Annotated in this window: 29 protein-coding genes; 15 read left to right on the forward strand and 14 right to left on the reverse strand. The window is 67.6% G+C overall.

Going from position 1 to position 25,627, the window contains the following annotated elements; genetic code table 11:
• Position 1 precedes the first annotated feature (1 nt).
• Together ACIGFL_RS04550 and ACIGFL_RS04555 are read left to right on the forward strand one after the other, a co-directional pair.
• A complete protein-coding gene (locus ACIGFL_RS04550) occupies positions 2–604 on the forward strand; it encodes an RNA polymerase sigma factor (RefSeq protein WP_021443647.1) in 603 nt (200 codons plus the stop codon).
• The gene (locus ACIGFL_RS04555) at positions 598–831 is read left to right on the forward strand and encodes an anti-sigma factor (protein ID WP_021443648.1); all 234 of its coding nucleotides are present in this window, start codon (positions 598–600) and stop codon (positions 829–831) included. The genes ACIGFL_RS04550 and ACIGFL_RS04555 overlap by 7 nt, the downstream gene beginning before the upstream one ends.
• Before the next feature lie 7 nt (positions 832–838).
• On the opposite strand, the gene ACIGFL_RS04560 is transcribed toward ACIGFL_RS04555, so the two are convergent.
• The 3 genes from ACIGFL_RS04560 to phhA form a co-directional block, all read right to left on the reverse strand.
• The gene (locus tag ACIGFL_RS04560; RefSeq protein ID WP_397496281.1) at positions 839–2,035 is read right to left on the reverse strand and encodes an amino acid aminotransferase; all 1,197 of its coding nucleotides are present in this window, start codon (positions 2,033–2,035) and stop codon (positions 839–841) included.
• Positions 2,032–2,385 carry a 4a-hydroxytetrahydrobiopterin dehydratase gene (locus ACIGFL_RS04565; RefSeq protein ID WP_397496282.1) on the reverse strand — a complete coding sequence of 118 codons (354 nt, stop codon included), beginning with the start codon at positions 2,383–2,385 and terminating at the stop codon, positions 2,032–2,034. Before ACIGFL_RS04565 ends, ACIGFL_RS04560 begins: the two co-directional genes overlap by 4 nt.
• 222 nt (positions 2,386–2,607) lie before the next feature.
• Complete coding sequence (phhA, locus tag ACIGFL_RS04570; protein ID WP_397496283.1) at positions 2,608–3,393, reverse strand: phenylalanine 4-monooxygenase; 786 nt, start codon at positions 3,391–3,393, stop codon at positions 2,608–2,610.
• A 258-nt stretch (positions 3,394–3,651) separates the two neighbouring features.
• Here phhA and ACIGFL_RS04575 point away from each other — a divergent pair, with 258 nt between their 5' ends.
• The gene (locus tag ACIGFL_RS04575; protein WP_397496284.1) at positions 3,652–5,205 is read left to right on the forward strand and encodes a sigma-54-dependent transcriptional regulator; all 1,554 of its coding nucleotides are present in this window, start codon (positions 3,652–3,654) and stop codon (positions 5,203–5,205) included.
• A 27-nt stretch (positions 5,206–5,232) separates the two neighbouring features.
• Here the strand turns inward: ACIGFL_RS04575 and ACIGFL_RS04580 are convergent, their stop codons facing one another.
• The 4 genes from ACIGFL_RS04580 to minC form a co-directional block, all read right to left on the reverse strand.
• Positions 5,233–5,868 carry an RluA family pseudouridine synthase gene (locus tag ACIGFL_RS04580; RefSeq protein WP_397496285.1) on the reverse strand — a complete coding sequence of 212 codons (636 nt, stop codon included), beginning with the start codon at positions 5,866–5,868 and terminating at the stop codon, positions 5,233–5,235.
• Positions 5,869–6,016: 148 nt separating this feature from the next.
• Positions 6,017–6,271, reverse strand: coding sequence for a cell division topological specificity factor MinE (gene minE / locus ACIGFL_RS04585; protein WP_021443221.1), 255 nt, complete (start codon positions 6,269–6,271; stop codon positions 6,017–6,019).
• Complete coding sequence (gene minD, locus ACIGFL_RS04590; protein ID WP_021443220.1) at positions 6,272–7,084, reverse strand: septum site-determining protein MinD; 813 nt, start codon at positions 7,082–7,084, stop codon at positions 6,272–6,274.
• 102 nt (positions 7,085–7,186) lie between these two features.
• Positions 7,187–7,912 (reverse strand): septum site-determining protein MinC, encoded by a 726-nt coding sequence (minC, locus tag ACIGFL_RS04595; protein WP_397496286.1) that lies wholly within the window; start codon positions 7,910–7,912, stop codon positions 7,187–7,189.
• 151 nt (positions 7,913–8,063) lie between these two features.
• On the opposite strand from minC, the gene ACIGFL_RS04600 reads away from it, so the two are divergent.
• Together ACIGFL_RS04600 and ACIGFL_RS04605 are read left to right on the forward strand one after the other, a co-directional pair.
• Complete coding sequence (locus tag ACIGFL_RS04600) at positions 8,064–8,996, forward strand: lipid A biosynthesis lauroyl acyltransferase (protein WP_397496287.1); 933 nt, start codon at positions 8,064–8,066, stop codon at positions 8,994–8,996.
• A 37-nt stretch (positions 8,997–9,033) separates the two neighbouring features.
• On the forward strand, positions 9,034–10,215 hold the full coding sequence (locus ACIGFL_RS04605) for a patatin-like phospholipase family protein (protein WP_397496288.1): 1,182 nt from the start codon (positions 9,034–9,036) through the stop codon (positions 10,213–10,215).
• Positions 10,216–10,227: 12 nt separating this feature from the next.
• On the opposite strand, the gene ACIGFL_RS04610 is transcribed toward ACIGFL_RS04605, so the two are convergent.
• The 6 genes from ACIGFL_RS04610 to ACIGFL_RS04635 form a co-directional block, all read right to left on the reverse strand.
• Positions 10,228–11,082, reverse strand: coding sequence for a pirin family protein (locus tag ACIGFL_RS04610; RefSeq protein ID WP_397496289.1), 855 nt, complete (start codon positions 11,080–11,082; stop codon positions 10,228–10,230).
• 102 nt (positions 11,083–11,184) lie between these two features.
• Positions 11,185–11,628 carry a MerR family DNA-binding protein gene (locus ACIGFL_RS04615; RefSeq protein ID WP_397496290.1) on the reverse strand — a complete coding sequence of 148 codons (444 nt, stop codon included), beginning with the start codon at positions 11,626–11,628 and terminating at the stop codon, positions 11,185–11,187.
• A 91-nt stretch (positions 11,629–11,719) separates the two neighbouring features.
• Positions 11,720–12,487, reverse strand: coding sequence for a VacJ family lipoprotein (locus ACIGFL_RS04620; RefSeq protein ID WP_021443875.1), 768 nt, complete (start codon positions 12,485–12,487; stop codon positions 11,720–11,722).
• Positions 12,480–13,778, reverse strand: coding sequence for a serine/threonine protein kinase (locus ACIGFL_RS04625; protein WP_397496291.1), 1,299 nt, complete (start codon positions 13,776–13,778; stop codon positions 12,480–12,482). The genes ACIGFL_RS04620 and ACIGFL_RS04625 overlap by 8 nt, the downstream gene beginning before the upstream one ends.
• Positions 13,779–13,865: 87 nt before the next feature.
• Entirely contained in the window at positions 13,866–14,354 is a 489-nt protein-coding gene (locus ACIGFL_RS04630; RefSeq protein ID WP_021443873.1) for a GNAT family N-acetyltransferase, read from the reverse strand.
• A gap of 63 nt (positions 14,355–14,417) precedes the next feature.
• On the reverse strand, positions 14,418–14,639 hold the full coding sequence (locus ACIGFL_RS04635; RefSeq protein ID WP_397496292.1) for a DUF2061 domain-containing protein: 222 nt from the start codon (positions 14,637–14,639) through the stop codon (positions 14,418–14,420).
• 252 nt (positions 14,640–14,891) lie between these two features.
• On the opposite strand from ACIGFL_RS04635, the gene ACIGFL_RS04640 reads away from it, so the two are divergent.
• The 10 genes from ACIGFL_RS04640 to ACIGFL_RS04685 all read left to right on the forward strand — a co-directional run bounded on the left by ACIGFL_RS04640 (position 14,892) and on the right by ACIGFL_RS04685 (position 24,600).
• Positions 14,892–15,260: a DUF2784 domain-containing protein gene (locus ACIGFL_RS04640; protein WP_397496293.1), complete on the forward strand. Its 369-nt coding sequence runs from the start codon at positions 14,892–14,894 to the stop codon at positions 15,258–15,260.
• Between the two features lie 107 nt (positions 15,261–15,367).
• Entirely contained in the window at positions 15,368–16,180 is an 813-nt protein-coding gene (locus ACIGFL_RS04645; RefSeq protein WP_021443870.1) for an SDR family oxidoreductase, read from the forward strand.
• A gap of 100 nt (positions 16,181–16,280) precedes the next feature.
• Positions 16,281–17,441, forward strand: coding sequence for a CynX/NimT family MFS transporter (locus ACIGFL_RS04650; protein WP_397496294.1), 1,161 nt, complete (start codon positions 16,281–16,283; stop codon positions 17,439–17,441).
• A gap of 74 nt (positions 17,442–17,515) precedes the next feature.
• The gene (locus ACIGFL_RS04655; RefSeq protein WP_021444565.1) at positions 17,516–17,944 is read left to right on the forward strand and encodes a hypothetical protein; all 429 of its coding nucleotides are present in this window, start codon (positions 17,516–17,518) and stop codon (positions 17,942–17,944) included.
• Positions 17,945–17,954: 10 nt separating this feature from the next.
• Positions 17,955–18,287 (forward strand): YnfA family protein, encoded by a 333-nt coding sequence (locus ACIGFL_RS04660; RefSeq protein WP_021444564.1) that lies wholly within the window; start codon positions 17,955–17,957, stop codon positions 18,285–18,287.
• Positions 18,288–18,467: 180 nt separating this feature from the next.
• Positions 18,468–19,781, forward strand: a complete 1,314-nt coding sequence (locus ACIGFL_RS04665) for an OprO/OprP family phosphate-selective porin (protein ID WP_021444563.1) — start codon at positions 18,468–18,470, stop codon at positions 19,779–19,781.
• 156 nt (positions 19,782–19,937) lie between these two features.
• The gene (locus ACIGFL_RS04670; protein ID WP_397496295.1) at positions 19,938–21,062 is read left to right on the forward strand and encodes a GNAT family N-acetyltransferase; all 1,125 of its coding nucleotides are present in this window, start codon (positions 19,938–19,940) and stop codon (positions 21,060–21,062) included.
• A gap of 464 nt (positions 21,063–21,526) precedes the next feature.
• A complete protein-coding gene (gene putP, locus ACIGFL_RS04675) occupies positions 21,527–23,011 on the forward strand; it encodes a sodium/proline symporter PutP (RefSeq protein ID WP_397496296.1) in 1,485 nt (494 codons plus the stop codon).
• A 168-nt stretch (positions 23,012–23,179) separates the two neighbouring features.
• Positions 23,180–24,310: a redoxin domain-containing protein gene (locus tag ACIGFL_RS04680; protein ID WP_397496297.1), complete on the forward strand. Its 1,131-nt coding sequence runs from the start codon at positions 23,180–23,182 to the stop codon at positions 24,308–24,310.
• A 71-nt stretch (positions 24,311–24,381) separates the two neighbouring features.
• Positions 24,382–24,600 (forward strand): VF530 family DNA-binding protein, encoded by a 219-nt coding sequence (locus ACIGFL_RS04685; protein ID WP_397485715.1) that lies wholly within the window; start codon positions 24,382–24,384, stop codon positions 24,598–24,600.
• A gap of 90 nt (positions 24,601–24,690) precedes the next feature.
• Here the strand turns inward: ACIGFL_RS04685 and ACIGFL_RS04690 are convergent, their stop codons facing one another.
• The gene (locus ACIGFL_RS04690) at positions 24,691–25,575 is read right to left on the reverse strand and encodes an alpha/beta hydrolase (protein WP_397496298.1); all 885 of its coding nucleotides are present in this window, start codon (positions 25,573–25,575) and stop codon (positions 24,691–24,693) included.
• Positions 25,576–25,627 lie beyond the last annotated feature (52 nt).

Raw genomic sequence — 25,627 nt, forward strand, 5'->3', positions numbered from 1 at the left:
CATGACGGACGGCGATCTGCTGGAGCGTCTACTGGCCGGCGAGCAGCAGGCCTACCGCGAGCTGGTCGCCACCTACCAGGGGGCGATGCGTGCGGTGGCCTACGCCATAGTCGGCAGTCGCCATGCCGACGAGGTGGTGCAGGACGCCTGGCTCGCCGTGGTGCGCAGCCTGGAAGGCTTCCAGGGCCGTGCCAGCCTGAAGACCTGGCTGCTGACCATCACCGCCAACACCGCCAAGACCCGCCTCAAGCACAATCGTCGCGAGGTGCTGCTCGACGACCTGCCGGGCCCGCACGGCAGCGTCGGCGAGGAGCGTTTCTCCGATGACGGTCACTGGCTGCTGGCGCCGCATGCCTGGCACCAGGACAGCCCGGAGGCCCTGCTGACCGAGCGCGAACTGCGCGAGTGCCTGGACAAGACCCTGGCCAGCCTGTCCGAACTGCAGGCCAGCGTGCTGGTGCTGCGCGAGCGTCAGGGCCTGGAGCTGGAGGCGATCTGTAATCTTCTCGACATCTCGCTCTCCAATGTCCGCGTGCTGCTGCATCGCGCGCGCCTGAAAGTCTTCGCCACCCTGGAGCATTTCGAGGAGACCGGGCAATGCTGAACTGCAAGGAACTGGTGGCCCAGTCCAGCGATTTTCTCGACGGCCAGCTGAGCCTGCGCCAGCGCCTGGCGGTGCGCGCGCACCTGGCCATGTGCGTGCGCTGCCGGCGTTTCATTCGCCAGCTGAAACTGACCCAGGCGGTGCTGCGCCAGCTGCCCGACGCTGCCGTGCCCGAACTGGACGCCCTGGCCGCGCGCCTGGCCGAGGCGCGGCGCAAGGCGGACTGAACAGGCTCTAAGCGCAGACCCGCGCGATGGCGCTGGCCAACTGCTCCAGGCGGCCGGCATCCAGCCCGGCGACGTTGGCGCGGCCGCTGCCGACCATATACACGCTGAATTCCTCGCGCAGGCGCTGCACCTGCACGGGCGTCAGGCCGGTGTAGGAGAACATGCCGCGCTGCTCGGCGATATGCGCGAAGCGCTCGCTCAACCCGTGCGGCGCCAGCGCCTCGACCAGACCGCGGCGCAGGCTGGCGACGCGCAGGCGCATGCTCTCCAGTTCGTCCTGCCACAGGCTCCGGAGCTCGGCGTCGCCGAGAATCTCGGCGACCACCGCGGCGCCGTGGGCCGGCGGTGTCGACCACAGGTTGCGGGCGATCGAGGCCAGCTGGCTGCGGATATCGACGAGCTTGCCGGCATCGCCAGCGCAGACGATCAGCGCGCCGGTGCGTTCGCGGTACAGGCCGAAGTTCTTCGAGCAGGAGCTGGTGATCAGCAGCTCCGGCAGCTCGGCGGCGAACAGGCGCACCGCCCAGGCATCCTGCTCCAGGCCGTCGCCGAAGCCCTGGTAGGCGAAGTCGATCAGCGGCAGCAGCTCGCGCGCCTTGACCACCTCCAGCACGCGCTTGAAGTCGCGCGGGCCGAGGTCGAAGCCGGTGGGGTTGTGGCAGCAGGCGTGCAGCAGCACCACGTCGCCCTTGGGCAGCTGGGCCAGCGCCGCGATCATCGCCTCCACGTCCAGGCGGTTGTCGGCGCCGACGTAGGGGTAGTGGCCGACCTTGAGCCCGGCCTCGGCGAACAGGGTTTCGTGGATCGGCCAGGTCGGGTCGCTCAGCCAGATGCCGCGTCCCGGCAGGCAGTGGCGGATGAAATCGCCGGCCAGGCGCAGGGCGCCGGTGCCGCCGGGCGTCTGCGTGGCGCCGGCGCGCTGGCCGGCCAGCAGCGGCGAGTCCGTGCCCAGCACCAGCCGGCTGAGGCGCTCGCCGAAGGCCGCATCGCCATGGCCGCCGACGTAGGTCTTGGTCAGCTCGCTGTCGAGCAGGCGCTGCTCGGCCAGCTTGACCGCACGCGGAATCGGCGTCAGGCCCTGGGCGTCCTTGTACACGCCGACGCCCAGGTCCAGTTTGGCCGGGTGGCGGTCCAGGCGATAGGCCTCCATCAGGCTCAGGATCGGGTCGCCCGGCACCCGGGCGACGCTGGCGAAATGGCTCACTTGCAACCCTCGGCTGCGGCGGCCAGCAGGTCGGTACGCGCGGCCATGATGAAGTCGTTGCGGTGCAGGCCGCGCATCTCGTGGCTCCACCAAGTGACGGTGACCTTGCCCCATTCGGTGAGCAGGGCCGGGTGATGACCGACTTCCTCGGCGATGGCCCCCACCGCATTGGTGAAGGCCAGGGCGTGGCGGAAGTTCTTGAACAGGTACACGCGCTCCAGCTCCATATGGTCGCCGCGCACCTCGATGTTCCAGTCCGGAATCTCGCGGATCAGTTCGGCCAGTTCTGCATCGGACACCTTCGGCGCATCGGCGCGGCAGGCTTCGCATTGGGCTTGGGCAAGGCTCATGGGTTTTCTCCTGATTTTTTGTAGCCCGGATGAAAACCGGGGTCATGTCTACGGGCGATCCCGGATTTCATCCGGGCTACTCGCCCCAGAGTTCCAGGGTGAGCGTAGGTTGGGTTGAGCTTGCGAAGCCCAACAGGGAGCGCGTAGCGCTCCGCTCGACATTGCTCGGCTAACGCAATGTTGGGCTTCCCCGGCTCAACCCAACCTACAGGATGGTATCGGTCAGGCCGCCTTGGGCGGAAACTTCGGCGCGTGCAGGCCCATCCGCATGGCCTGGTGCACCAGCGCCATGATGTCCTGGTGGGCCAGCTCGAACAGGCGCTTGAGCTCGGGCAGGACGAAATACAGCGGCTGCAGGATGTCGATGCGGTAGGGCGTGCGCATCGCCTCCAGCGGGTCGAAGGCCTGGTGCTCGGGCGCGTCGGACAGGGCGTAGAGGGTCTCCTTCGGCGAGGAGAGGATGCCGCCGCCGTAGATGCGCCGGCCGGCCGGGGTGTCGACCAGGCCGAACTCGATGGTCAGCCAGTACAGCCGCGCCAGGTACACGCGCTCTTCCTTGCTCGCCTGCAGGCCGAGCTTGCCGTAGGTGTGGGTGAATTCGGCGAACCAGGGGTTGGTCAGCAGCGGGCAGTGGCCGAAGATCTCGTGGAATATGTCCGGCTCCTGCAGGTAGTCCAATTCTTCCGGGGTGCGGATAAAGGTGGCCACCGGAAACTGCTTGCTGGCCAGCAGCTCGAAGAAGGTCTGGAACGGGATCAGCGCCGGCACCCGCGCCACGCGCCAGCCGGTGCTGGCCTCGAGCACCCGGTTGATCTCGCCGAGCTGGGGGATGCGCTCCAGCGGCAGGCCGAGCTGTTCGATGCCGTCCAGGTATTCCTGGCAGGCGCGGCCTTCGATCACCTTCAACTGGCGGGTGATCAGGGTGTTCCACACCTGGTGCTCGGCGTCGGGGTAGTGGATAAAACCGCTGTCGTCCGGTTCCCGGGCCAGGTACTGCGTGCCTTTCATCGATGCCTCCTGCGGGGGCTGTTGTTCTTGTCTTGGACAAAGAAGTAACCCGAGTGCGTGGACAGGGGCAGGGGCGGGCAGGGGGAGGGGCGGCAGTGGAACGGGCTAACCCGTAAAGAATGGATTACGGTGTCGGCGAAATCGCCGACTATCGCCTTGTCGCTGCGCTAGGCTGTCACATATTCTTGACGAAAATTACGCCGCCCGCGTCGATTTTCCCCGGCGGCGGCCCATAACAAGACAGACACGAGCCTTGCCATGCGTATCAAAGTCCACTGCCAGAACCGCGTCGGCATCCTGCGCGACATCCTCAACCTGCTGGTCGACTACGGCATCAACGTCGCCCGTGGCGAGGTCGGCGGCGAGCAGGGCAACGCCATCTACCTGCACTGCCCGAACCTGATCAACCTGCAGTTCCAGTCGCTGCGGCCCAAATTCGAGGCCATCCCCGGGGTGTTCGGCGTCAAGCGCGTCGGCCTGATGCCCAGCGAACGGCGCCACCTGGAGCTCAATGCGCTGCTCGGCGCGCTGGATTTTCCGGTGCTGTCGATCGACATGGCCGGCAGCATAGTGGCGGCCAACCGCAGCGCCGCGCAGCTGCTCGGCGTGCGCGTCGACGAGGTGCCGGGCATGGCGTTGTCACGCTACGCCGAGGACTTCGACCTGCCCGAGCTGGTGCGCGCCAACAAGGCGCGGATCAACGGCCTGCGGGTGAAGATCAAGGGCGACGTGTTCCTCGCCGATATCGCCCCGCTGCAGAACGAGCACGACGACAGCGAGGCGCTGGCCGGCGCGGTGCTGACCCTGCACCGCGCCGACCGGGTCGGCGAGCGCATCTACCACGTGCGCAAGCAGGAGCTGCGCGGCTTCGACAGCATCTTCCAGAGCTCCAGGGTGATGGCTGCCGTAGTCAGGGAGGCGCGGCGCATGGCGCCGCTGGACGCGCCGCTGCTGATCGAGGGCGAGACCGGCACCGGCAAGGAGCTCTTGGCCCGTGCCTGCCACCTGGCCAGCCCGCGCGGCCAGTCGCCCTTTATGGCGCTCAACTGCGCCGGGCTGCCGGAGTCCATGGCCGAGACCGAGCTGTTCGGCTACGGCCCCGGCGCCTTCGAGGGCGCGCGCCCGGAAGGCAAGCTCGGCCTGCTGGAGCTGACCGCCGGCGGCACGCTGTTTCTCGACGGCGTCGGCGAGATGAGCCCGCGCCTGCAGGCCAAGCTGCTGCGCTTTCTGCAGGACGGCTGCTTCCGCCGCGTCGGTAGCGACGAAGAGGTCTATCTGGACGTGCGGGTGATCTGCGCCACCCAGGTCGACCTGTCCGAGCTGTGCGCCCGCGGCGAGTTTCGCCAGGACCTCTATCACCGCCTCAACGTGCTCAGCCTGCATATCCCGCCGCTGCGCGAATGCCTCGATGGCCTGACGCCGCTGGTGGAGCACTTCCTCGACCAGGCCAGCCGGCAGATCGGCTGCGCGCTGCCCAAGCTGGCGCCGGCGGTGCTGGACAAGCTGGCTCACTACCATTGGCCGGGCAACGTGCGTCAGCTGGAGAACGTGCTGTTCCAGGCGGTATCGCTGTGCGACGGTGGCACGGTCAAGGCCGAGCACATCCGCCTGCCGGACTACGGCGCGCCGCAGCCCCTGGGCGAGTTCTCGGTGGAAGGCAGCCTCGACGACATCCTCGGGCGCTTCGAGAAGGCGGTGCTGGAGCGGCTGTACCACGATCATCCGAGCAGCCGCCAGTTGGGCAAGCGCCTCGGCGTGTCGCACACCACCATCGCCAACAAGCTGCGCCAGCATGGGTTGGGCAAGGAGTAGGCTAGGCTGCGCTTACCGGGCGGGGGATCAGAACGGCGCCGGACACTCGAAGCGCATCCGCGCGCCGCTCTTCGGGTGGGTCAGGCTCAGCATGCTGGCATGCAGGCACAGGCGCTGATGGGCGGCCAGGGCCTGTTCGTGGGCATAGAGGCGGTCGCCCAGCAGCGGATGGCCGATGGACAGCATATGCACGCGCAGCTGGTGCGAGCGGCCGGTGATGGGGGTGAGCTCGACCCGGCACCAGTCGCCGCAGCGCTCGAGCACGCGCCAGTGGGTCAGGGCGTGCTTGCCCAGCTCATGGTCGACCACGTGGCGAGGCTTGCTCGGCGGGTCGTAGCGCAGCGGCAGGTCGATGCTGCCGCTATCGCCCTCGAGCTGGCCCCAGCACAGCGCGGTGTAGGCCTTCTCGGTCTCGCGGTCGTGGAACTGGCGCGACAGCTCGCGGTGGCTGTCGGCGTCGCGGGCCAGCACGATGATGCCGGAGGTTTCCCAGTCCAGGCGATGGACGATGCGCGCCTCGGGGTAGCCGTTGTCCTGCAGGCGGGTGACCAGGCAGTCCTTGTTGTCATCGGCGCGGCCGGGCACCGAGAGCAGCAGGGTGGGCTTGTTGATCACCAGCAGGGCGGCGTCCTGGTGGAGTATTTCGATCTGGCTAAGGGGCATGGGGCGTTCGCAGCGGTCTTGTAGGAGCGAGCTCTGCTCGCGAAGTCTGCAGGCTACCGGCGTTCGCGAGCAGAGCTCGTGCCTACAGGTGCCTGGGACTATAAACGAACACGGCGGCCGAAGCCGCCGTGAACCGGGCCGGTAGCTATCAGCGATCCGGCAGGGTGATATTCAGCTCCAGGATCGAGCAACTGCCCTGGTTCTCCAGGGCGACCTGGACCTGATCCGAGTCGATATTGACGTACTTGCGGATCACTTCGACCAGTTCCTGCTGTAGCGCCGGCAGGTAGTCCGGCTGGCTGCGCTGGCCGCGTTCGTGGGCGACGATGATTTGCAGACGCTCTTTCGCGATCGACGCCGGGGTTTCCTTTTTGCGTTCGCGAAAGAAGTCGAAAATATTCATTTAGCGAGCTCCGAATAAGCGTTGCATGAGTCCTTTCTTCTGCACGTCGAGGAAGCGATGCGGCACTTCCTTGCCGAGCAGGCGTTCGACCGCGTCGCTGTACGCCTGGCCGGCGTCGCTCTGCTCGTCGAGGATCACCGGCACGCCCTGGTTGGAGGCCTTGAGCACCGCCTGCGACTCGGGAATCACGCCGAGCAGACGGATGGCGAGGATTTCCTCGACGTCCTCGACGCCGAGCATCTCGCCCTTGGTCACGCGCTCGGGGTTGTAGCGGGTCAGCAGCAGGTGTTCCCGGATCGGCTCCTCGCCCTTCTCGGCGCGGCGCGACTTGCTCGCCAGCAGGCCGAGCATGCGGTCGGAGTCGCGTACCGAGGAGACTTCCGGGTTGGTCACGACGATCGCCTCGTCGGCGAAGTACATGGCCAGGTGCGCGCCCTTCTCGATGCCGGCCGGCGAGTCGCAGACCACGTAGTCGAAGTTCTGCGACAGTTCGCCGATCACCTTCTCCACGCCTTCCTGGGTCAGCGCGTCCTTGTCGCGGGTCTGGCTGGCAGCCAGCACGAACAGGTTCTCGATGCGCTTGTCCTTGATCAGCGCCTGGGTCAGGGTGGCTTCGCCGTTGACCACGTTGACGAAGTCGTACACCACGCGGCGTTCGCAGCCCATGATCAGGTCGAGGTTACGCAGGCCGACGTCGAAGTCGACGATGACGGTCTTGTGCCCGCGCAGGGCGAGGCCGGTACCGATGGCGGCGCTGGTGGTGGTTTTACCGACACCACCCTTGCCGGAAGTAACTACGAGGATTTTGGCCAAGGTGATTCACCCCAAGAAATGAAGAAAAAAGCGGGAATCCGTAGGCTGTTATTGGGCTTCCGGATGCCTTTTTGTGTCCCTGAAAATTGGCCGCAGTATCCGTTAAAGGCGGGTGATGTTCAACACGTCACCCGACAGGCTGACATGCACCGCATCGCCCCACAGCGGGTCGCGGCGCAGGTCTTCGGCGACCTTGTAATGACCGGCGATCGACAGCATTTCGGCGCCCATTTGCTGACAGAAAATCCGTGCCTTGCCGTTGCCCTTGACGCCGGCCAGGGCGCGGCCGCGCATGGGCGCGTAAACATGGATGTTGCCGTCGGCGAGAAGTTCCGCCCCGGCGCTGACCGGGGCCAGGACGATCAGGTCGCCGCCCTGGGCGTAGACCTGTTGGCCGCCGCGCACCGGGCTGGTGATGATCTTGCTCGGCTTGTGTTCGGGTTCGGCCGGCTTCTCGACCTTCTTCGGTGCCGGGTCGAGCGGTCGTTCGCGCGCGCCGGAGGGCGGCAGCACCGGCAGGTCCATGGCCTCGGCGGCGGCGATATCGGCCTCGCGGCTGGCGCGGATGGCCAGGGTGCGCAGGCCGTGGCGGCGGCAGACGGCCATCAGCTCGGCCAGGTCCAGTTCGCCTTCGCCGTCCGGCAGTTTGTCCAGGGCCAGCACCAGCGGGGTGTTGCTGAAGAAGGCCGGGGCCTGGGCGACCTTTTCCGCCAGTTGCGCGTCGAGGCGGGCCAGGTCGTTGTGCGCCAGCTCCATCACGGTGATGGCGAGCATGCTGCCCTTGAGCTGGAACACGGGGTCTTGGGCGAGGAGATCGGCTTGGCTCATGGGAGGGCGATGGGCCTTGTGGCGAGTCGGAAAGTTGCCCGGACTTATAGCGACTCGAGCTGCAAGCCGCAAGCCGCCGACACCCTGGCTTCCGAGTCAGCGGGAAAACTGCGTTAGAATGCGCGGCTTTGCTCGTGCTTGGAAACCTTTCATGGATCGCCCACGCTTTCGCGCCTATTTCCTTCATCCGCGCTTCTGGCCGCTGTGGCTCGGCCTGGGCCTGTTGTGGCTGGTGGTGCAGTTGCCCTACGCGCTGCTGCTGCGGTTCGGGCGCGCGCTGGGCTGGCTGATGTACCGCACGGCCGGCTCGCGCCGGCGCATCGCCGCGCGCAACCTGGAGCTGTGCTTCCCGCAGCTGAGCGCCGCCGAGCGCGAACGCCTGCTCAAGGAGAACTTCGCCTCCACCGGCATCGCCTTCTTCGAGATGGCCATGAGCTGGTGGTGGCCCAAGGCGCGCCTGGCGCCGCTGGCGCACATCGAGGGGCTGGAGCACCTCAAGCAGGCGCAGGCCGAAGGCCAGGGGGCGATCCTGATGGCCGTGCACTTCACCACCCTGGAGATAGGCGCCGCGCTGCTCGGTCAGCACCACACCATCGACGGCATGTACCGCGAGCACAAGAATCCGCTGTTCGACTTCATCCAGCGCCGTGGTCGCGAGCGGCACAACCCCGACGCCAGCGCCATCGAGCGCGAGGACATCCGCGCCATGCTCAAGGTGCTGCGCGCCGGCCGCGCCATCTGGTACGCGCCGGACCAGGACTACGGGCGCAAGCAGAGCATCTTCGTGCCGCTGTTCGGCATCCCCGCGGCCACCGTCACCGCCACCAGCAAGTTCGCCCGCCTGGGCAAGGCGCGGGTGATTCCCTTCACCCAGCAGCGCCTGGCCGACGGCAGCGGCTACCGCCTGGTCATCCACCCGCCGCTGGCGGACTTCCCCGGCGACAGCGAGGAGGCCGACTGCCTGCGCATCAACCAGTGGATCGAGCAGGTGGTCAGCGCCTGCCCCGAGCAGTACCTGTGGGCGCACCGGCGCTTCAAGACCCGCCCCGAGGGCGAGGCCAAGCTGTACGGGAAGCGCAAGTAGCTCGCCTATACTCGAATAAACCCCAGGATCTGCCCCGATGACCGTCATTGCCCGCCCCCACGAGCCTGTCACCGGGCTGATCCTCTCCGGCGGCGGGGCGCGGGCGGCCTATCAGGTCGGCGTGCTGGCGGCCATCGCCGACCTGCTGCCGGATGCCGCGCACAACCCCTTTCCGGTGATAGTCGGCACCTCGGCCGGCGCGGTGAACGCGGTCGGCCTGGCCTGCGGGGCGCTGCATTTCAGCGAGGCGGTGCGACGCCTGACCGCGGTGTGGCAGGGTTTTCACACCCATATGGTGTACCGCAGCGACTGGCCGGGGGTGCTGCGCCAGGCCGCGCGCTTCGTCGGCCACAGCCTGCTCGGCCTGGGTCGCGAGGTGCCGGTGGCGCTGCTCGACAGCTCGCCGCTGCGCGAGCTGCTGGCGCGCGAGCTGGATTTCTCCGGCATCGCCGCGGCGGTGCGCCATCGCCAGCTGCGCGCCGTGGCGGTGACCGCCTTCGGCTACGAGAGCGGCCAGGCGGTGACCTTCTACCAGGGCCGCGCCACCATCGACCCCTGGTTCCGCCACCGCCGCGTCGGCGTGCCGACCCGCCTGCAGCTGGAACACCTGCTGGCCAGCGCCTCGATCCCGCTGATCTTCCCGCCGGTGAAGATCAACCGCGAGTATTTCGGCGACGGCGCGGTGCGCCAGTCGGCGCCGATCAGCCCGGCGCTGCACCTGGGCGCCAGTCGCGTGCTGGTGATCGGGGTCAGCGGCAACGCCCAGCTCGAGCCCAGTCAGCCGGCGCCGCGCCCGCTCAGCAATCGCCCGCCGAGCCTGGCGCAGATCGGCGGCCATCTGCTCAACAGCACCTTTATCGACAGCCTGGAAAGCGATATCGAGCTGCTCGACCGGCTCAACCAGTTGAGCGGCCTGGTGCCGACGGAGCGTCGCCCGCGCGGCCTCGGCCTCAACCCGGTGGACGTGCTGGTGATTGCCCCGAGCCGGCCGCTGGATCAGATCGCCGCGCGCCACCAGCGCGAGCTGCCGCGGGCGCTGCGCCTGTTCCTGCGCGGGCCGGGGGCGACCAAGGCGGGCGGCGCCGGGGTGCTCAGCTACCTGCTGTTCGAGCCCGGCTACTGCAGCGAGCTGATTGAGCTGGGCTACCAGGACGCCATGGCGCGCAAGGCCGACCTGTGCGCCTTTCTCGGTCTGGCCGAGGTGGCGCAGCCGGCCTGACACTGCGCCGGATCAGGCCAGCACGCCGTCGCGGAAATCGCGCAGGGCCTGCTCGATCTCCTCGCGGCTGTTCATCACGAACGGGCCGTACTGCACGATGGGCTCGTGCAGCGGCGTGCCGGCGATCAGCAGCACCCGTGCGCCCTGGGCGCTGGCCAGATGCAATTCACCCGCGTCGGACAGCCGCACCAGGCGTCCGGCACTGACGGGTTGCGCGCCGGCCTCGGGCAGTTCGAGCAAGCCTTCGTAGACGTACAGCATCACCCGCTGGCCGTCGGCCAGGCGCGGGGCGATCCGGCTGCCGGGCGGCAGGTGCAGGTCGAACAGCTGCGGCTGGGTGTGCGGGCGCTGCACGGCGCCGGCCTGGCGGAGCTGGCCGTCGTCGAACTGGCCGGCGATCACCACCACCTCGACACCACCTGCCGTGGTCAGGCGCGGAATCTCCTCGGCCGGAATATCGCGGTAGCCGGGGTCGCCCAGTTTGTCCCTGGCCGGCAGGTTGAGCCACAGCTGGAAACCGCGCATGGCGCCGGACTCCTGTTCGGGCATCTCGCTGTGGACGATGCCGCGCGCAGCGGTCATCCACTGTACGCCGCCCGTGCCGAGCAGGCCGACGTTGCCCAAGTGGTCCTCATGGCGCATGCGCCCTTCGAGCATATAGGTGATGGTCTCGAAGCCGCGGTGCGGGTGCGGCGGGAAGCCGGCGATGTAGTCGTCCGGGTCGCTGCTGGAGAACTCGTCGAGCATCAGGAAGGGATCGAAGCGCTCCAGGCCCGGGCCACCGATCACCCGGTTGAGGCGCACACCGGCGCCGTCCGAGGCCGGCTGGCCGGGTTGGATGCTGAGGATGCGGCGGGCTTGGGTCATGGTGTGGACTCCGTCGGTCGAGGCGATGGAGGCCATGCTACGCCGATCTTGTCGATCAAATAGCGCAAGTTTTGCGGGGTATTAATCGATCTGTTCGATGTTTCAGTGGGCGGGGCAGGGGCTGGCCGGGCGGCTTTCGCCGGGCAGTTCGAAGTCCTCGATCAGCTGGCAGATGGCCTGGCCGTCGGCCGCGCATTGCGGCCGTGCGGCCCAGTCGGCGAGGGCGCGCTGCATCACCCCGGCCAGGCGCTGGCATTCGGCGATATGCGCCTCGAGCGCGTGCAGGCGCTCGCCGAGCAGTTCGCGCACCTCGGCGCAGGGCTCGGCGCCGCTGTCGGCGCGGTCGAGGATGGCCTGCACGTCCTTGAGGCTGAAGCCCAGGCGGCGAGCGCGGGCGATAAAGCGCAGGCGCTTGAGGTCCTCGGTGGCGTAAAGCTGGTAGCCGTTGTGCGGATCGCGCCGCGGTTTGAGCAGGCCGAGGTCGGTGTAGTGGCGCACGGTATCGCCGCTGACGGCGGCGGCCTTGGCCAGTTGGGCGACGCGCATGCTGCACTCCTTCTGCTGGCGAGAGGCCGTCAGCTTAAAACCGCGGGGCGGCCCCGCGGTCAACGGGTTTATCCCGCTGCTCGGCGGCCTGTCATTCGGCAATCTTCAGCTTGCGCGACTCGTGATAGAAGTAGCGCAGCTTCTCGTACTCGAACGGCGAGTTGAGCTGGCCGTAGCGGAAGCTGGTGTGCGCCCGCTCGTCCACCGCGCGCAGCGCCGTGATGCCGGGGTTGCGGCTGCTGGCGTCGGCCACGTCGAGGTAGTTGACCGCGCTTTCCAGGCTGTAGTCCGCCACCAGCCCGCCGGTGTCGCGCAGGTTGGAGGGGCCGAGCAGCGGCAGCATCAGGTAGGGGCCGGCCGGCATGCCGTAGTGGCCGAGGGTCTGGCCGAAGTCTTCGCGCAGCCGGGGCAGACCCATCCGGCTGGCCGGGTCCCAGATGCCGCCGATGCCGAGGATGGTGTTGAACAGCAGCCGCGCGGTGCTGTTCATCGCCCGCTGGCCCTTGAGCTGCAGCAGGCTGTTGGCCAGGGTAGGCACTTCGCCGAGGTTGCTGAAGAAGTTGTGGATGCCGCTTTCCACCAGGTTCGGGGTGACGTAGCGGTAGCCGTCCACCAGCGGCAGGAACACCCACTGATCGAAGCGGTAGTTGAAGTGGTAGACGCGGCGGTTCCACGACTCCAGCGGGTCGTACACCTGCAGGGCGTCGTTGGAGGCGCGTTCGAACTCCTGCTGATCCAGCCCCGGGTTGAAACGCAGGTGCTGCAGCGGGTTGGTGAAGCCGTCGGGGTCGGCGTGGTGTTCGGCCAAGGCCGGCCCGCTGCCCAGCAGCAGGGCGATCAGAATCCAGTGCTTAGCCACGGAAGAACTCCAGCATGGCGTCGCTGTTGACGCGGTAGTTGAGGTTGCCGCAGTGCCCGCCGCGCGGGTACAGGGTCAGGCGCTCGCCGAAGGCGCGGCGCAGGAAACCGATGTCGCCGGGGCCGAGGATCAGGTCGTCGGCGTTGTGCATGACCGCCACCTTGTCGCTGCCCTTGAGGTAGTCCTCCAGCGCGTAGAGGCTGGCCGCATCGATCAGCTGGTTGAGGCTGCCGCCGTCGTAGCGGGCGCGCCACATCGGCACCAGCTGTTCGGCGATGTAGCAGTCGAAGTCGCAGCGCAGCGCCAGCTGGAAGAAGGGGGTGAGGCTGGTGCCCTCGCTGATGCGATAGCCCTGCGGGGTGATCAGGCCGCGGCGGTTGAGCAGGTCCGAGCTGAACACTATGTCGGCGGCGGCGAAGCGGAACACCGTGCCGATGAGCATGGCCATCTGCTCGTCGGAGAGCTTCTCCTTGGACTGCTGGAAGTCGTAGAGCATGGCCTCGTTGATATCCAGGTAACCCTTCTCGTTGAAGTAGCGGGTCAGCTTGCCGAGCACCAGGTCGTAGAAGTTGGTGCTGTTGTCGATACCCTCGACCTGGGTCTGCACCAGGCGGTCGAGGTTGGTGATCGAGGTGTAGAGGTTGACCGGCGGGTTGAGCAGTAGTACGCGCTTGAAGTCGAAGGCGCGGCGGGTTTCGTCGAGCTGGCTGACGAAGGCGGCGTGCAGGCCGCCGAGGCTGTAGCCGGTGAGGTGGAACTCGCTGACCTCGAGCTTGGGGTGCTGGGCGCGCACCGCCTGCATGGCGCGGTACAGGTCGTCGGCGTCGTCCGGGGTGTAGCCCGGGGTGGCGAAGCGCGAGGCGGCGGCCATGAAGTCGTAGCTGGTCGGCGACGACAGCTGCACCACATGGAAGCCGGCGCCGTAGAACAGCTTCTTCAGGTATTCCGGGGTGCCGCTGGAATAGTGCGCACCGGTGCCGGCGATGATGAAGATCAGCGGCGCACGGCCCTTCTGCTGGGCCAGGCGGTACTGCAGCTTGGTCACCGGCCAGAAGTTCTCCAGCAGCTCGAACTCGCGATCCGGACGGATGCGCACGGCGTAGTCGCGCTGGTCGATGGCGTCGTCGGCTGGCAACGCCGGGCGCAGCTGCGGCGGGGTGGTGGCGATGGTCGCCTCGAACGGGTTGGCCAGCGGAAAGCCGTAGCTATCGGCGTCCACGTCCGCCGCTGCGGCGGACGCACAGAAGACCAGGCCGCCGAGCAGGGCGGCGAGTCGGGCAAGGCTGGGCATGTGCAAGTCCCTTTTAGGAAGAGAACGTCTCGATTGAACAGCCCGCTTATGACAGCAATAGCTGGGGCAAAGTGCCAGAACCGCCGTTTATCGAGGCTGTCCGGCCAGCGCGTCCAGCGCCTCGCCGGTCAGCCGGTAGACGGTCCAGTCGTCCTGCGGCGTGGCCCCCAGGCCTTCGTAGAAGCCGATGGCCGGCGTGTTCCAGTCCAGCACCGACCACTCCAGGCGGCCGCAGCCGCGATTCACCGCCAGGCGTGCCAGCTCGGCCAGCAGCGCCTTGCCGAGGCCGGCGCCGCGGGCGGCGGGACGCACGTAGAGGTCTTCCAGGTACAGCCCGGGACGGCCGAGGAAGGTGGAATAGTTGTGGAAGAATAGGGCGAAGCCTGCGGCCTCGCCGTCCACCTCGCCGATCAGCACTTCGGCGAAGGGGCGCGGGCCGAACAGGTGTTCGGTCATCTGCAGCGGATCGGCGACCACCTGGTGGCTGAGCCGTTCGTACTCGGCCAGTTCCTGGATGAAGTCGAGAATCAGCGAAATATCGGCGGGTTGCGCGGGGCGCAGGCTCAGCTTGGACATGGCGGCTCCTTGTGGATGCTGCCGAGTATGCCGCGGGTGCCCAGGGCTCTGGCAAGTCGCCGATCAGACGTGGTGATGCAGCCAGGCATGCCTGGGAATGGCCGACTCGCGCTTCTTCGCCTCCAGGCGCGCCCAGACCTTCTCGTGGAAGTAGAAGCCCACCGAGTTGCACAGCGGCTCGACCGCCGCCACCAGGCCGCTGACCGCGATGCTGCCGGTCAGCGCGTAGGCCACGCCGAAGGCGATGCAGAAGTGCATGATGGTGAAGGTCAGGGTCTTGAGCATGCTGCACCTCGATGAGAATCGTTTCGCGTCGAGAGCAAGGCTAGTCTCCCTGTGCAGCCGGGGGAAATACGGGCTGTGCATGGCTTCGATAGTCGAAGTGCATGAGCATGATCTTCTGGAGAGTTTTGCTCTATTTGTCTCGCGGCGCCGCGCCCTGCCAAAGAGGCGCGCGCCATTGACAGGAGGTGGTTGCATGCCGGTCCGCGATCGCCCTGGCTCCACCACGGCGCCGCCGCCGCGGGTGGTGAACTGATGCTGCTGCGCCTGGCCGCCGATGCGCTGGTGCTGCTGCACCTGGTCTTTATCCTCTTCGTGCTGGGCGGCGGCCTGTTGCTGCTGCGTTGGCCGCGCCTGGCCTGGTTGCACCTGCCGGCGGTGGCCTGGGGCGCGGTGGTGGAGTTGTGCCACCTGCTGTGCCCGCTGACGCCCTGGGAGAACCAGTTGCGCCGCGCGGCGGGGCAGGCCGGTTACGACGGCGGCTTCGTCGAACACTACCTGATCCCGCTGATCTATCCGGCCGGACTGACGTCGCAGATCCAGCTGTGGCTCGGCGCACTGGTGCTGCTGGTCAACGGCGCGGTGTACGGCTGGCTGCTGTGGCGCTGGAGACGCAGGCCGTAGCGCCGATTTGCCCTGCCTATTCATAATCCTGATGAAGGGCTGGCGGCACTATTTCCTTCGCTACACTGCCAGCCATTCCAACCGGACATTGAAAAGGCAGGCCCGCTATGCAAAACCGCATGATGATTACTGGCGCCGGTTCCGGCCTGGGGCGCGAGATCGCCCTGCGCTGGGCGCGCGATGGCTGGCGTCTGGCCCTGGCCGACGTCAACGAGGCCGGCCTGGCCGAGACCCTCAAGCTGGTGCGCGAGGCCGGCGGCGACGGTTTCACCCGCCGCTGCGACGTGCGCGACTACAGCCAGCTGACCGCGTTGGCGCAGGCCTGCGAAGAGCAGTTCGGCGGCATCGACATCATCGTCAACAACGCCGGGGTGGCGTCCGGCGGCTTCTTCAGCGAGCTGTCGCTGGAGGACTGGGACTGGCAGATCGCGATCAACCTGATGGGCGTGGTCAAGGGCTGCAAGGCCTTCCTGCCGTTGCTGGAGCAGAGCAAGGGCAAGATCGTCAACATCGCCTCGATGGCGGCGCTGATGCAGGGGCCGGCGATGAGCAACTACAACGTGGCCAAGGCCGGCGTCGTGGCGCTGTCGGAAAGCCTGCTGATCGAGCTGCGTCAGCAGGAGATCGGCGTGCACGTGGTCTGCCCGTCGTTCTTCCAGACCAACCTGCTGGACTCCTTCCGCGGTCCGACCCCGGCGATGAAGGCGCAGGTCGGCAAGCTGCTGGAAAGCTCGCCGATCAGTGCGGCGGATATCGCCGAGTACATCCACGCCGAGCTGGCCAAGGGCAGCTTCATGATCCTGCCGCACGAGATGGGCCGCATGGCCTGGGCGCTCAAGCAGAAGAACCCGCAGGCGCTCTACGACGAGATGGCCAACATGGCCGACAAGATGCGCGGCAAGGCCAAGCCGGCGGGTTGACCGAAAGGTCAGTTAATTGCCGCTGCAGGCTTGCCCGAGCGGGCCTGCGGGGGTAGGGTGGCCGATCCGGCCTGCCTGCCGTTCTGACCTTGGATAATCCGTGAAACCAGTCCCTCGGGCCCTGCTGCTGGTGGCCCTGGTGCTGGCGGCGATCAACCTGCGCCCCGGCATCACCTCTCTAGCCCCGCTGATCGAGCGGATCGCCGCCGAGCTGTCGCTGAGCCGCAGCTTCATCAGCCTGACCACCGCGCTGCCGGTGCTGTGCATGGGCCTGCTCGCCCCGCTGGCGCCGCGCCTGGCGCTGCGCTGGGGGCTGGAGCGCACCATCGTGTTGTGCATGGCACTGATCGCCCTGGCCCTGCTGGCGCGTCTGGCGGCGCACCAGAGCGCGGTGCTGATCGCCAGCGCCATCGCCCTCGGCGCCGCCATCGCGGTGGCCGGGCCGCTGCTGTCGGGTTTCATCAAGCGCTATTTCGCCGGGCAGATGGGCCGTGTGGTGGGCTGGTATTCCCTCGGCATGGCCATCGGCGGCGCCGCCGGCGCGGTGCTCACCGCGCCGGCCACCGCGCTGTTCGGCGATGCCTGGCACCTCGGCCTGGCGGTCTGGGCGCTGCCGGCGCTGCTCGGCGTGCTGCTCTGGCTGTGCCTGCCCAACCAGCTCGGCGCCGGCGAAGCGCAGGAGGGCGGCCTGCCCTGGCGGCAGCCGCGCGCCTGGCTGATCAGCTGTTTCTTCGCCCTGCAGGCCGGGCTGTTCTATGCCCTGGCCACCTGGGTGGTGGCGCGCTACCACGAGGCCGGGCTGAGCCTGCTGCGCAGCAACTCGCTGCTCAGCCTCTCGATGCTGATGGGCCTGCCCAGCTCCTTCCTGCTGCCCTGGCTGGCGCAGCGCTTCGATGCCCGCTACCCGCTGCTGCTGGCCTGCGGCGCGCTGAGCAGCCTGTGCCTGGCGATGATCAGCTTTGCCCCGAGCGTGGTCCCCGAGCTCTGGGCGGTGCTGATCGGCTTCGGTCTCGGCGGCTCCTTCGCCCTGTCGCTGGTGCTGCCGCTGTACGAGGCCGGCTCGCCGCTGGCGGTCAGCCGCTGGACCGCGATGATGCTGTTCACCGGCTACGGCCTGGCCTGCATGACGCCGATTCTCACCGGCCTGGCGCGCGACCTGTCCGGCAGTTACCGTCTGCCGTTCGCCGCGCTCACCGGCCTGGCCCTGCTGATGACGCTGATCGCCTGGCTGCTCGGGCGCAGCCAGCGGCGCCAGCGGTGAAGAATTCGCGCCAGTTCCTTTCTTGCCCGGCGGGGCTGTGTTAGAAGGCGGTCTGTTTTTCCTGGAGTGCCGGTGTGGAGTCCGAATCCATCGTCTATGGCTGCATCCGCGACTGGCCCTCGGATGACCCCGAGCTGCGTCGCCTGCGCCGCGAAACCAACCACGGCGTGCTGGCCGAACTGCCGGCCGGCGACCTCTGGCCCTTCCTCGGGCGCGAGATGTTCTCCTTCTGCGAGCAGCCCGGCGCCGGCCTGTACCAGACCCAGGTGATCCACTTCGGCGCCAGCTACGGCGCGGTGGAGTACGAGTGGAACCTGTGGATCGAGGCCTTCGAGGCGCTGCTCAAGCGCCTGTACTGGGCCAATGCGGTGGTGCACCTGGAAACCGAGCTCAATGGCGTGCACACCTTCCGCTGGGAATCCGACAGCGGCTTTCACAGCCCCCAGGAGGGCGCCCTGCGCGTGCGTTGCGCCTGGGAACGCGAAGGCATGCTGCGCGGCTGAGGAGGCGAACGTGCTCAACTACCTGTGGTTCCTGCTCGCCGCGCTGCTGGAGATCGCCGGCTGCTACGCCTTCTGGATGTGGCTGCGGCTCGACCGCAGCGCCTGGTGGATAGTGCCCGGGCTGCTCAGCCTGGCGCTGTTCGCGCTGATCCTGACGCGGGTCGAGGCGGCGTTCGCCGGGCGTGCCTACGCCGCCTACGGCGGGGTCTATATAGTCGCTTCGCTGGCCTGGCTGGCGCTGGTCGAGAAGACCCGGCCGCTGGCCAGCGACTGGCTGGGCGCGGCGCTGTGCCTGGCGGGCGCCGCCATCATCCTGTTCGGGCCGCGCGTCGCGCCGTCCTGAACCGCGGGCCAGAGCGCTGCACTGCTTATAGAAAATCGAAGTAAAAAAGTTCCGCTGTCATGAAATCTTTATATATCGGCAACTGAGCTGAAATAACCCCTCGCCAAGATTCCCCCCAGCACGAACGAGCCCAGCGCTCGGGTGTTTTCAACACTAAAAGTCCAACAGGGGAATTTCTCGATGATCCGTAAGCACTTCGCCGGTTTCGCAGCCAGCGCCCTGGCCCTGGCCGTTTCCGCCCAGGCTTTCGCCGGCACCGTCACCACCGACGGCGCCGATATCGTGATCAAGACCAAAGGTGGCCTGGAAGTAGCGACTACCGACAAGGAGTTCAGCTTCAAGCTCGGCGGCCGCTTGCAGGCCGACTATGGCACTTTCGACGGTTTCTACACCCGCAACGGCAACAACGCCGACGCCGCCTACTTCCGTCGTGCCTTCCTGGAGCTCAGTGGCACCGTCTACAAGGACTGGAAGTATGTGCTGAGCTACGACCTCGCCCACAACGCCGGCAACAGCGACGACGGCTACTTCGACGAGGCGTCGATTGCTTACACCGGCTTCAACCCGGTCAACCTGCGCTTTGGTCGCTTCGATCCGGACTTCGGTCTGGAGAAGGCCACCAGCTCCAAGTGGATCACCGCCATCGAGCGTTCCGCCATCTATGAAATCGCCGACTGGGTCAACGGCCACGAGAACGGCATGGGCGTGCAGGCCAGCTCGGTTCTGGGCAACATGGCCTTCCTGTCCGGTGGCGTCAGCGCCAAGGACAGCAACGACACCGACGGCGAGAGCGTCAAACAGTTCAACGTGCGCGGCGTGTTCGCGCCGATGGCCGAGGCCGGCAATGTCCTGCACCTGGGTCTGAACTACGCCAACCGCGGTCTCGACGATGTCGCCGCAGACGGCCGTATCCGTCCGCGTCTGACCGTGCGGGGCGTGTCCACCAACGGCGGCAACGACGCCGGTACCAACGGCAACCGCGCCACCTTTGGCGGCTTCCAGGGCGTGGCTGGAGACTTCGACAACGACGCGGCCTGGGGTGCCGAACTGGCCTACGCCATGGGGCCGTTCTCGGCTCAGGCCGAATACCTGGCGCGCAAGCTGAAGGCCGACCGTGCCGGTATTGAAGACGTCGAAGCCAACGGTTACTACGCTCAGCTGGCCTACACCCTGACCGGCGAATCGCGCGGCTACAAGCTCGATGGCGCGAAGTTCGACAGCATCAAGCCGGAGAACAAGCAGCTCGGCGCCTGGGAAGTCTTCTACCGCTACGACAACATCAAGGTCGAAGACGACAACGTCACCGTGGCCACCGCCACCCGCGAAGTGGGCGACACCAAGGCCAAGCTGCACACCGTAGGCGTCAACTGGTACGTCAACGACGTGGTCAAGGTAGCCGCCAACTACGTCAAGGCCGAGACCGACAAGATCACCAACAACGTGGGTGACGACGACGGCGACGCTTTCGTGATGCGCATGCAGTACGCGTTCTGATTCAACGCCGACTCTGCTCCTGTTTGAGCCCCGCCTGATGGCGGGGCTTTTTTATTGCTCGCCACCCCTGGCGGCCATCCGGCGGGCCGGTGCCAGGCGAGGTTAAAAATGGCGCCCGGGCTTTTTTTCGCCCACGGCACAGGCCAGACTGCGCCCATGCCGATCATGACCCTGCACCGACTTGCCGATCTGGATCCAGCCAGCTGGGACGCCCTGCTGGCCGACGCCCAGCCCTTTCTGCGTCACGCCTTTCTCGGTGCCCTGGAAGACAGCGCCAGCGTCGGCGGGCGCAGCGGCTGGCAGCCGGCGCACCGGCTGTGGCTGGACCGGCGCGGCACGCTGCGCGCCGCCATGCCGGTCTACCTCAAGCAGCATTCCTACGGCGAGTACGTGTTCGATCACGCCTGGGCCGACGCCTGCCGCCGCGCCGGCATCGGCTATTACCCCAAGCTGCTCGGCGCGGTGCCCTTCTCCCCGGTCGGCGGCGCGCGCCTGCTCGGCGATCCGCAGGCCGCCGGGCAACTGCTCGACGCCCTGGCCGCTGGCCTGCCCGAGGAGGGCCTGTCGAGCCTGCACATCAACTTCACCGCACCGGCCTGCGACGCCCTGCTGCAGGGCCGCGCCGGCTGGCTGGAACGCCTCGGCTGCCAGTTCCACTGGACGAACCGCGGCTACCGCGACTTCCAGGACTTTCTCGACGCGCTGAGTTCGCGCAAGCGCAAGCAGCTGCGCAAGGAGCGCGAGCAGGTGGCGGGGCAGGGCATCGACTTCGACTGGCGCCAGGGCGGTGAGCTGAGCGAGGCGGACTGGGACTTCGTCTACCAGTGCTACGCCAACACTTACCAGGTGCGCGGCCAGGCGCCGTACCTGACGCGCGCCTTCTTCAGCCTGCTGGCCGAACGCATGCCCGACGCCATCCGCGTGGTGCTGGCGCGCCAGCGCTCGCGTCCGGTGGCCATGGCCTTCAGCCTACTCGGCGGCGGCTCGCTCTACGGCCGCTACTGGGGCTGCCTGGCCGAGTTCGACCGGCTGCATTTCGAGACCTGCTTCTACCAGGGCATGCAGCTGGCCATCGACCAGGGCCTGGCCCGTTTCGATGCCGGCGCGCAGGGCGAGCACAAGCTGATCCGCGGTTTCGAGCCGGTGATCACTCGCTCCTGGCATTACCTCTGCCATCCCGGCTTGCGCGCCGCGGTGGCGGATTTCCTCGCCCAGGAACGCCCCGGCGTGCTGGCCTACGCCGAGGACGCGCGGCGCTACCTGCCCTATCGCCAGGGCTGAGGGCGTTAGCGCTGGCCGGCTCGAACGGCCGTTCGCCGGAAGTTCCCCGGGCTGGAGCTTTCTGTAAAAACTCCAGAGCTTTTTGCAAGAAGCCCGCGCCGCTCTGCCACTAAATTCCGCCCTTCACTTTTCGTCACGACCGTTTTCCGGCCGCGCCCATTGGTCAGACCAGCGATGCTGAGCTAGACCGATAACAGCGGCCAGCACGGTGGTGGCGCGATTCGGTGGCCGCAGGCGTCAGCCAGGGAGGTCAGGGAGGGTGCCCAGGCACTTGCCGATGCAGTGACGATGCGGTGGAGATCCCACAGCGCCGGTTTCTGCCCTTGCCTGTGCCCGCCAATGCGCCGGTGCGACGAGTGACAGAGAGCGGAGCCCGGCACTCGCCACGAGCGGGTGCGTTTTGCCAATCAGGGCATGGGCGGTCGCCGATGCCCGATAACAACAAACGAGAGGGGAGCCCCCCAATGACAGCTAGTACTCCAATGCTCGTCACCTTCGTGGTGTACATCGCAGCCATGGTGCTGATCGGCCTGGTCGCCTATCTGCGCACCAAGAACCTTTCCGACTACATCCTCGGCGGCCGCAGCCTCGGCAGTTTCGTTACCGCGCTGTCCGCCGGTGCCTCCGACATGAGCGGCTGGCTGCTGATGGGCCTGCCGGGCGCCATCTTCATCGCCGGCATCTCGGAAAGCTGGATTGCCATCGGCCTGGTCATCGGTGCCTACCTCAACTGGCTGTTCGTCGCCGGCCGTCTGCGCGTGCAGACCGAGCACAACGGCAACGCCCTGACCCTGCCGGACTACTTCACCAACCGCTTCGAAGACAACAGCCGCATCCTGCGCATCTTCTCCGCCGTGGTGATCCTGGTGTTCTTCACCATCTACTGCGCCTCCGGTGTGGTCGCCGGTGCCCGTCTGTTCGAGAGCACCTTCGGCATGAGCTACGAGACCGCGCTGTGGGCCGGCGCCGCCGCCACCATCGCCTACACCTTCATCGGCGGCTTCCTCGCGGTGAGCTGGACCGACACCGTGCAGGCCACGCTGATGATCTTCGCCCTGATCCTCACCCCGATCGTGGTGCTGATCGCTACCGGCGGCGCCGATGCGACCTTCGCCGCCATCGAGCTGAACGACGCCACCAACTTCGACATGCTCAAGGGCGCCACCTTCGTCGGCGTGATCTCGCTGATGGCCTGGGGCCTGGGCTACTTCGGCCAGCCGCACATCCTGGCGCGCTTCATGGCCGCCGAGTCGGTGAAGGCCATTCCGGCCGCGCGCCGCATCTCCATGACCTGGATGATCCTGACCCTGGCCGGTGCCGTGGCCGTCGGCTTCTTCGGCATCGCCTACTTCGCCGCCCACCCGGAACTGGCCGCCCCGGTCGCCGAGAACCCGGAGCGGGTGTTCATCGAGCTGTCCAAGCTGCTGTTCAACCCCTGGATCGCCGGCATCCTGCTGTCCGCCATCCTCGCCGCGGTGATGAGCACCCTGAGCTGCCAGCTGCTGGTGTGCTCCAGCGCCCTGACCGAGGACTTCTACAAGGCCTTCCTGCGCAAGGATGCCAGCCAGCTCGAGCTGGTCTGGGTCGGCCGCGCCATGGTGCTGCTGGTGGCGCTGATCGCCATCTGGCTGGCCGCCAACCCGGAAAACCGCGTCCTGGGCCTGGTGTCCTACGCCTGGGCCGGCTTCGGCGCCGCCTTCGGCCCGGTGGTGATCCTCTCCCTGGTGTGGAAAGGCATGACCCGTAACGGCGCCCTGGCCGGCATGCTGGTCGGTGCCACCACGGTGATCGTGTGGAAGAACTGGATCGGTCTGGGCCTGTACGAGATCATCCCGGGCTTCATCCTCGCCACCCTGGCCATCCTGATCTTCAGCCGCATTGGCAACGGCCCGAGCAAGGCGATGCTGCAGCGCTTCGACGAAGCGGAGAAGGAATACCAGTCGGTCTGATCCCCTGGCAGTGACGACACAGGCGGTGGTTGCCTCGGCAACCACCGCCTTTTTTATGCCTGCGCAACATGACGCCCGGCCATCGTTCCGGCCGCCGACTGGCTATGCTTAGGCCTGAGTTCCCTATGACAGGGGCCGCTTTCCTTCAGTCGCGCGGAGGGCGCGGGCATGGCCAACGGTTTACTCGGCGTCGGCGAGGCCGCGCCCTGGTTCGTCTGTCCCACGCAGAGCCGGCAGCGCTTCGTGTTTGACACGGTCGGCGGGCGCTACATCCTGCTGTGCTTCTTCGCCTCGGCCGCCGAGCCCGCCAGCCAGGCGCTGCTGGCCGGGCTGAGCGAGCAGCGCCAGCGCTTCGACGACCTCAACCTGGCCTTCTTCGGCGTCTCCGTGGATGCCGACGACGCGCGCCTGCAGCGCGTCGCCGAGTCGCTGCCGGGGGTGCGCTACTTCTGGGACTTCGACCGCCAGGTCAGCCGCCTGTACGGCGCCTGCCGCGAGGACGGCCGCTACCAGCGCGTCAGCTACGTGCTCGACCCCATGCTGCGGGTGCTGGCGGTGCTGCCCTTCGCCGGCGAGGTGGCGGCGCACCTGCAGGCGCTGATACAGGTGCTGGACAGCCTGCCGCAGATCGGCGCGCCCTGCCGCGCGGCGTTCCAGGCACCGGTGCTGGTGCTGCCGCGGATCTTCGAGCCGAGCCTGTGCCGCGAGCTGATGGACTACTACCGGGCGCGCGGCGGCGAGCCGTCCGGCTACATGCAGGAGATCGACGGCAAGACCGTGCAGGTGATCGGCCAGACGCACAAGAGTCGGCGCGACTGCCTGGTGGAGGACGAGACGTTGCGCGCGGCCTGTCGCCAGCGCATCCACCAGCGCCTGGTGCCGCAGATCGAGCGCGCCTTCCAGTTCAAGGTCTCACGCATGGAGCGCTACCTGATCGGCTGCTACGACGCCGAGGAAGAGGGGCACTTCCGCCCGCACCGCGACAACACCACCAAGGGCACGGCGCATCGCCGCTTCGCCGTCTCGCTGTTTCTCAACAGCGGCGAGTACGAGGGCGGCTGGTTGCGCTTTCCCGAGTTCGGCACGGCGCTGTACAGCGCGCCGCCGGGCGGCGCCGTGGTGTTCGCCTGTTCGCTGCTGCACGAGGCGCTGCCGGTGACCCGCGGGCGGCGCTTCATGTTCCTGCCGTTTCTCTACGACGAGGCGGCCAAGCAGATCCGCGAGGCCAACCTGGGCTATCTCGAGGAGGGCGTGCGCGCCGCCGACGCGCCGGGCGAGCAGCCGGCGGCGAGTGGTTAGCAGGCTTTCGCCGGCGGCCGCCTTTGGCTAAGGTGGCGGCCCCGATTCCCCGAACCCGCACAGGCTGCCCCATGACCGCGAAAGACCCGCTCCACGGCCTCACCCTGCAGGCCATCCTCAGCGCCCTGGTGGAGCGCCTGGGCTGGGACGGCCTGGCCCGGCACATCGATATCCGCTGCTTCAAGCACGAACCGAGCCTCAAATCGAGCCTGGCCTTCCTGCGCAAGACGCCCTGGGCGCGGGCCAAGGTCGAGGCGCTCTACCTGCAGCAGTTCAAGGATCGGGCCTAGGCGCGCGCCGCTCCCTGTCTCCGATCCGGATTGCATCCGGGCGACGTGCTGGCGCTGTGCAAGAACAGCTGTGAATCCCCAGGCCGCCGCCTAGTTCAAACCCAGCCCCAGCGCCTGCAGGGCCTGGCGGTAGCTGCTGCCGGCCATGCGCAGGCCGTTGTTGTGGTTGGCGCCGTCGATCAGCAGCAGCTGCTTGGGCTCGCTCGCCGCGGCGTACAGCGCCTCGCTGAAGCGCGCGGGGATGAAGCGGTCGTCGCGGCCGTGGGCGATCAGCACCGGCATCCCCACCTCGGCGATCTTGCTCAGCGAGTCGAACTCCTGCGACAGCAGCCAGTGCACCGGCAGGCGCGTGCGGGTCACCGCGGCGGCGACATCCGCCAGGTTGGTGAAGCTGGATTCGACGATCATCCCGCCGGCCTGCGCCGTTGCGTCCGCCTCGGCCGGCTCGCGGGCCAGGTGGATCGCCACCGCGCCGCCGAGGGAATGGCCGTAGATCAGGCGTTTGGCCGGCTCCGGCTGCAGCCTGGTCAGATGCTGCCAGGCGATGCGCGCGTCCTGGTAGACGCTGCGCTCGGAGGGCAGCTGGCCGCGGCTCTGGCCGAAGCCGCGGTAGTCGACGGCCAGCACGGCAAAACCCATGGCGTGCAGCTGCTCGATTCGAAACAGCTGGCCGGTGAGGTTCCAGCGCGAGCCGTGCAGGTACAGCAGGGTCGGCGCATCGGCGCGCGCGGCCGGCCACCACCAGGCGTGCAGGCTTTCCTCGGCCGTCAGCTGCGGCGACTGCAGCTGCACCTCCTCGATGCCGGCGGGCAGGCCGCTGAACCAGCGCGCGGTGCCCGGCTCGATGCGAAACACCAGCTCGCGCTCGGTCTGCTCCAGCTTGGCGCAGCCGATCGGCAGCAGTACCAGCAGGCAGGCCAGGGTGAACAGGCTCAGGCGCCGGCGGCGCAGCAGGGCGATCCAGGATGGGGACATGGCGGCTCCAGGCAAAGGTCCTAGGCTAAACGGACTCTGCAGCCATGGACTG

The sequence above is a fragment of the Pseudomonas sp. NPDC077649 genome, assembly GCF_044542855.1.
Taxonomy (GTDB): Bacteria; Pseudomonadota; Gammaproteobacteria; order Pseudomonadales; family Pseudomonadaceae; genus Aquipseudomonas.

What these genes read in the sequence shown, in the direction of transcription:
- putP (WP_397496296.1), top strand. Translation starts at nt 21,527, where the DNA reads ATGACAGCTAGTACTCCAATGCTCGTCACCTTCGTGGTGTACATCGCA.
- ACIGFL_RS04625 (WP_397496291.1), bottom strand. Translation starts at nt 13,778, where the DNA reads ATGCCCAGCCTTGCCCGACTCGCCGCCCTGCTCGGCGGCCTGGTCTTC.
- ACIGFL_RS04600 (WP_397496287.1), top strand. Translation starts at nt 8,064, where the DNA reads ATGGATCGCCCACGCTTTCGCGCCTATTTCCTTCATCCGCGCTTCTGG.
- ACIGFL_RS04665 (WP_021444563.1), top strand. Translation starts at nt 18,468, where the DNA reads ATGATCCGTAAGCACTTCGCCGGTTTCGCAGCCAGCGCCCTGGCCCTG.
- ACIGFL_RS04555 (WP_021443648.1), top strand. Translation starts at nt 598, where the DNA reads ATGCTGAACTGCAAGGAACTGGTGGCCCAGTCCAGCGATTTTCTCGAC.
- ACIGFL_RS04565 (WP_397496282.1), bottom strand. Translation starts at nt 2,385, where the DNA reads ATGAGCCTTGCCCAAGCCCAATGCGAAGCCTGCCGCGCCGATGCGCCG.
- ACIGFL_RS04630 (WP_021443873.1), bottom strand. Translation starts at nt 14,354, where the DNA reads ATGTCCAAGCTGAGCCTGCGCCCCGCGCAACCCGCCGATATTTCGCTG.
- ACIGFL_RS04615 (WP_397496290.1), bottom strand. Translation starts at nt 11,628, where the DNA reads ATGCGCGTCGCCCAACTGGCCAAGGCCGCCGCCGTCAGCGGCGATACC.
- minE (WP_021443221.1), bottom strand. Translation starts at nt 6,271, where the DNA reads ATGAATATTTTCGACTTCTTTCGCGAACGCAAAAAGGAAACCCCGGCG.
- ACIGFL_RS04680 (WP_397496297.1), top strand. Translation starts at nt 23,180, where the DNA reads ATGGCCAACGGTTTACTCGGCGTCGGCGAGGCCGCGCCCTGGTTCGTC.
- ACIGFL_RS04635 (WP_397496292.1), bottom strand. Translation starts at nt 14,639, where the DNA reads ATGCTCAAGACCCTGACCTTCACCATCATGCACTTCTGCATCGCCTTC.
- ACIGFL_RS04685 (WP_397485715.1), top strand. Translation starts at nt 24,382, where the DNA reads ATGACCGCGAAAGACCCGCTCCACGGCCTCACCCTGCAGGCCATCCTC.
- ACIGFL_RS04690 (WP_397496298.1), bottom strand. Translation starts at nt 25,575, where the DNA reads ATGTCCCCATCCTGGATCGCCCTGCTGCGCCGCCGGCGCCTGAGCCTG.
- ACIGFL_RS04670 (WP_397496295.1), top strand. Translation starts at nt 19,938, where the DNA reads ATGCCGATCATGACCCTGCACCGACTTGCCGATCTGGATCCAGCCAGC.
- ACIGFL_RS04580 (WP_397496285.1), bottom strand. Translation starts at nt 5,868, where the DNA reads ATGCCCCTTAGCCAGATCGAAATACTCCACCAGGACGCCGCCCTGCTG.
- minC (WP_397496286.1), bottom strand. Translation starts at nt 7,912, where the DNA reads ATGAGCCAAGCCGATCTCCTCGCCCAAGACCCCGTGTTCCAGCTCAAG.
- ACIGFL_RS04640 (WP_397496293.1), top strand. Translation starts at nt 14,892, where the DNA reads ATGCTGCTGCGCCTGGCCGCCGATGCGCTGGTGCTGCTGCACCTGGTC.
- ACIGFL_RS04645 (WP_021443870.1), top strand. Translation starts at nt 15,368, where the DNA reads ATGCAAAACCGCATGATGATTACTGGCGCCGGTTCCGGCCTGGGGCGC.
- phhA (WP_397496283.1), bottom strand. Translation starts at nt 3,393, where the DNA reads ATGAAAGGCACGCAGTACCTGGCCCGGGAACCGGACGACAGCGGTTTT.
- ACIGFL_RS04610 (WP_397496289.1), bottom strand. Translation starts at nt 11,082, where the DNA reads ATGACCCAAGCCCGCCGCATCCTCAGCATCCAACCCGGCCAGCCGGCC.
- ACIGFL_RS04605 (WP_397496288.1), top strand. Translation starts at nt 9,034, where the DNA reads ATGACCGTCATTGCCCGCCCCCACGAGCCTGTCACCGGGCTGATCCTC.
- ACIGFL_RS04575 (WP_397496284.1), top strand. Translation starts at nt 3,652, where the DNA reads ATGCGTATCAAAGTCCACTGCCAGAACCGCGTCGGCATCCTGCGCGAC.
- ACIGFL_RS04550 (WP_021443647.1), top strand. Translation starts at nt 2, where the DNA reads ATGACGGACGGCGATCTGCTGGAGCGTCTACTGGCCGGCGAGCAGCAG.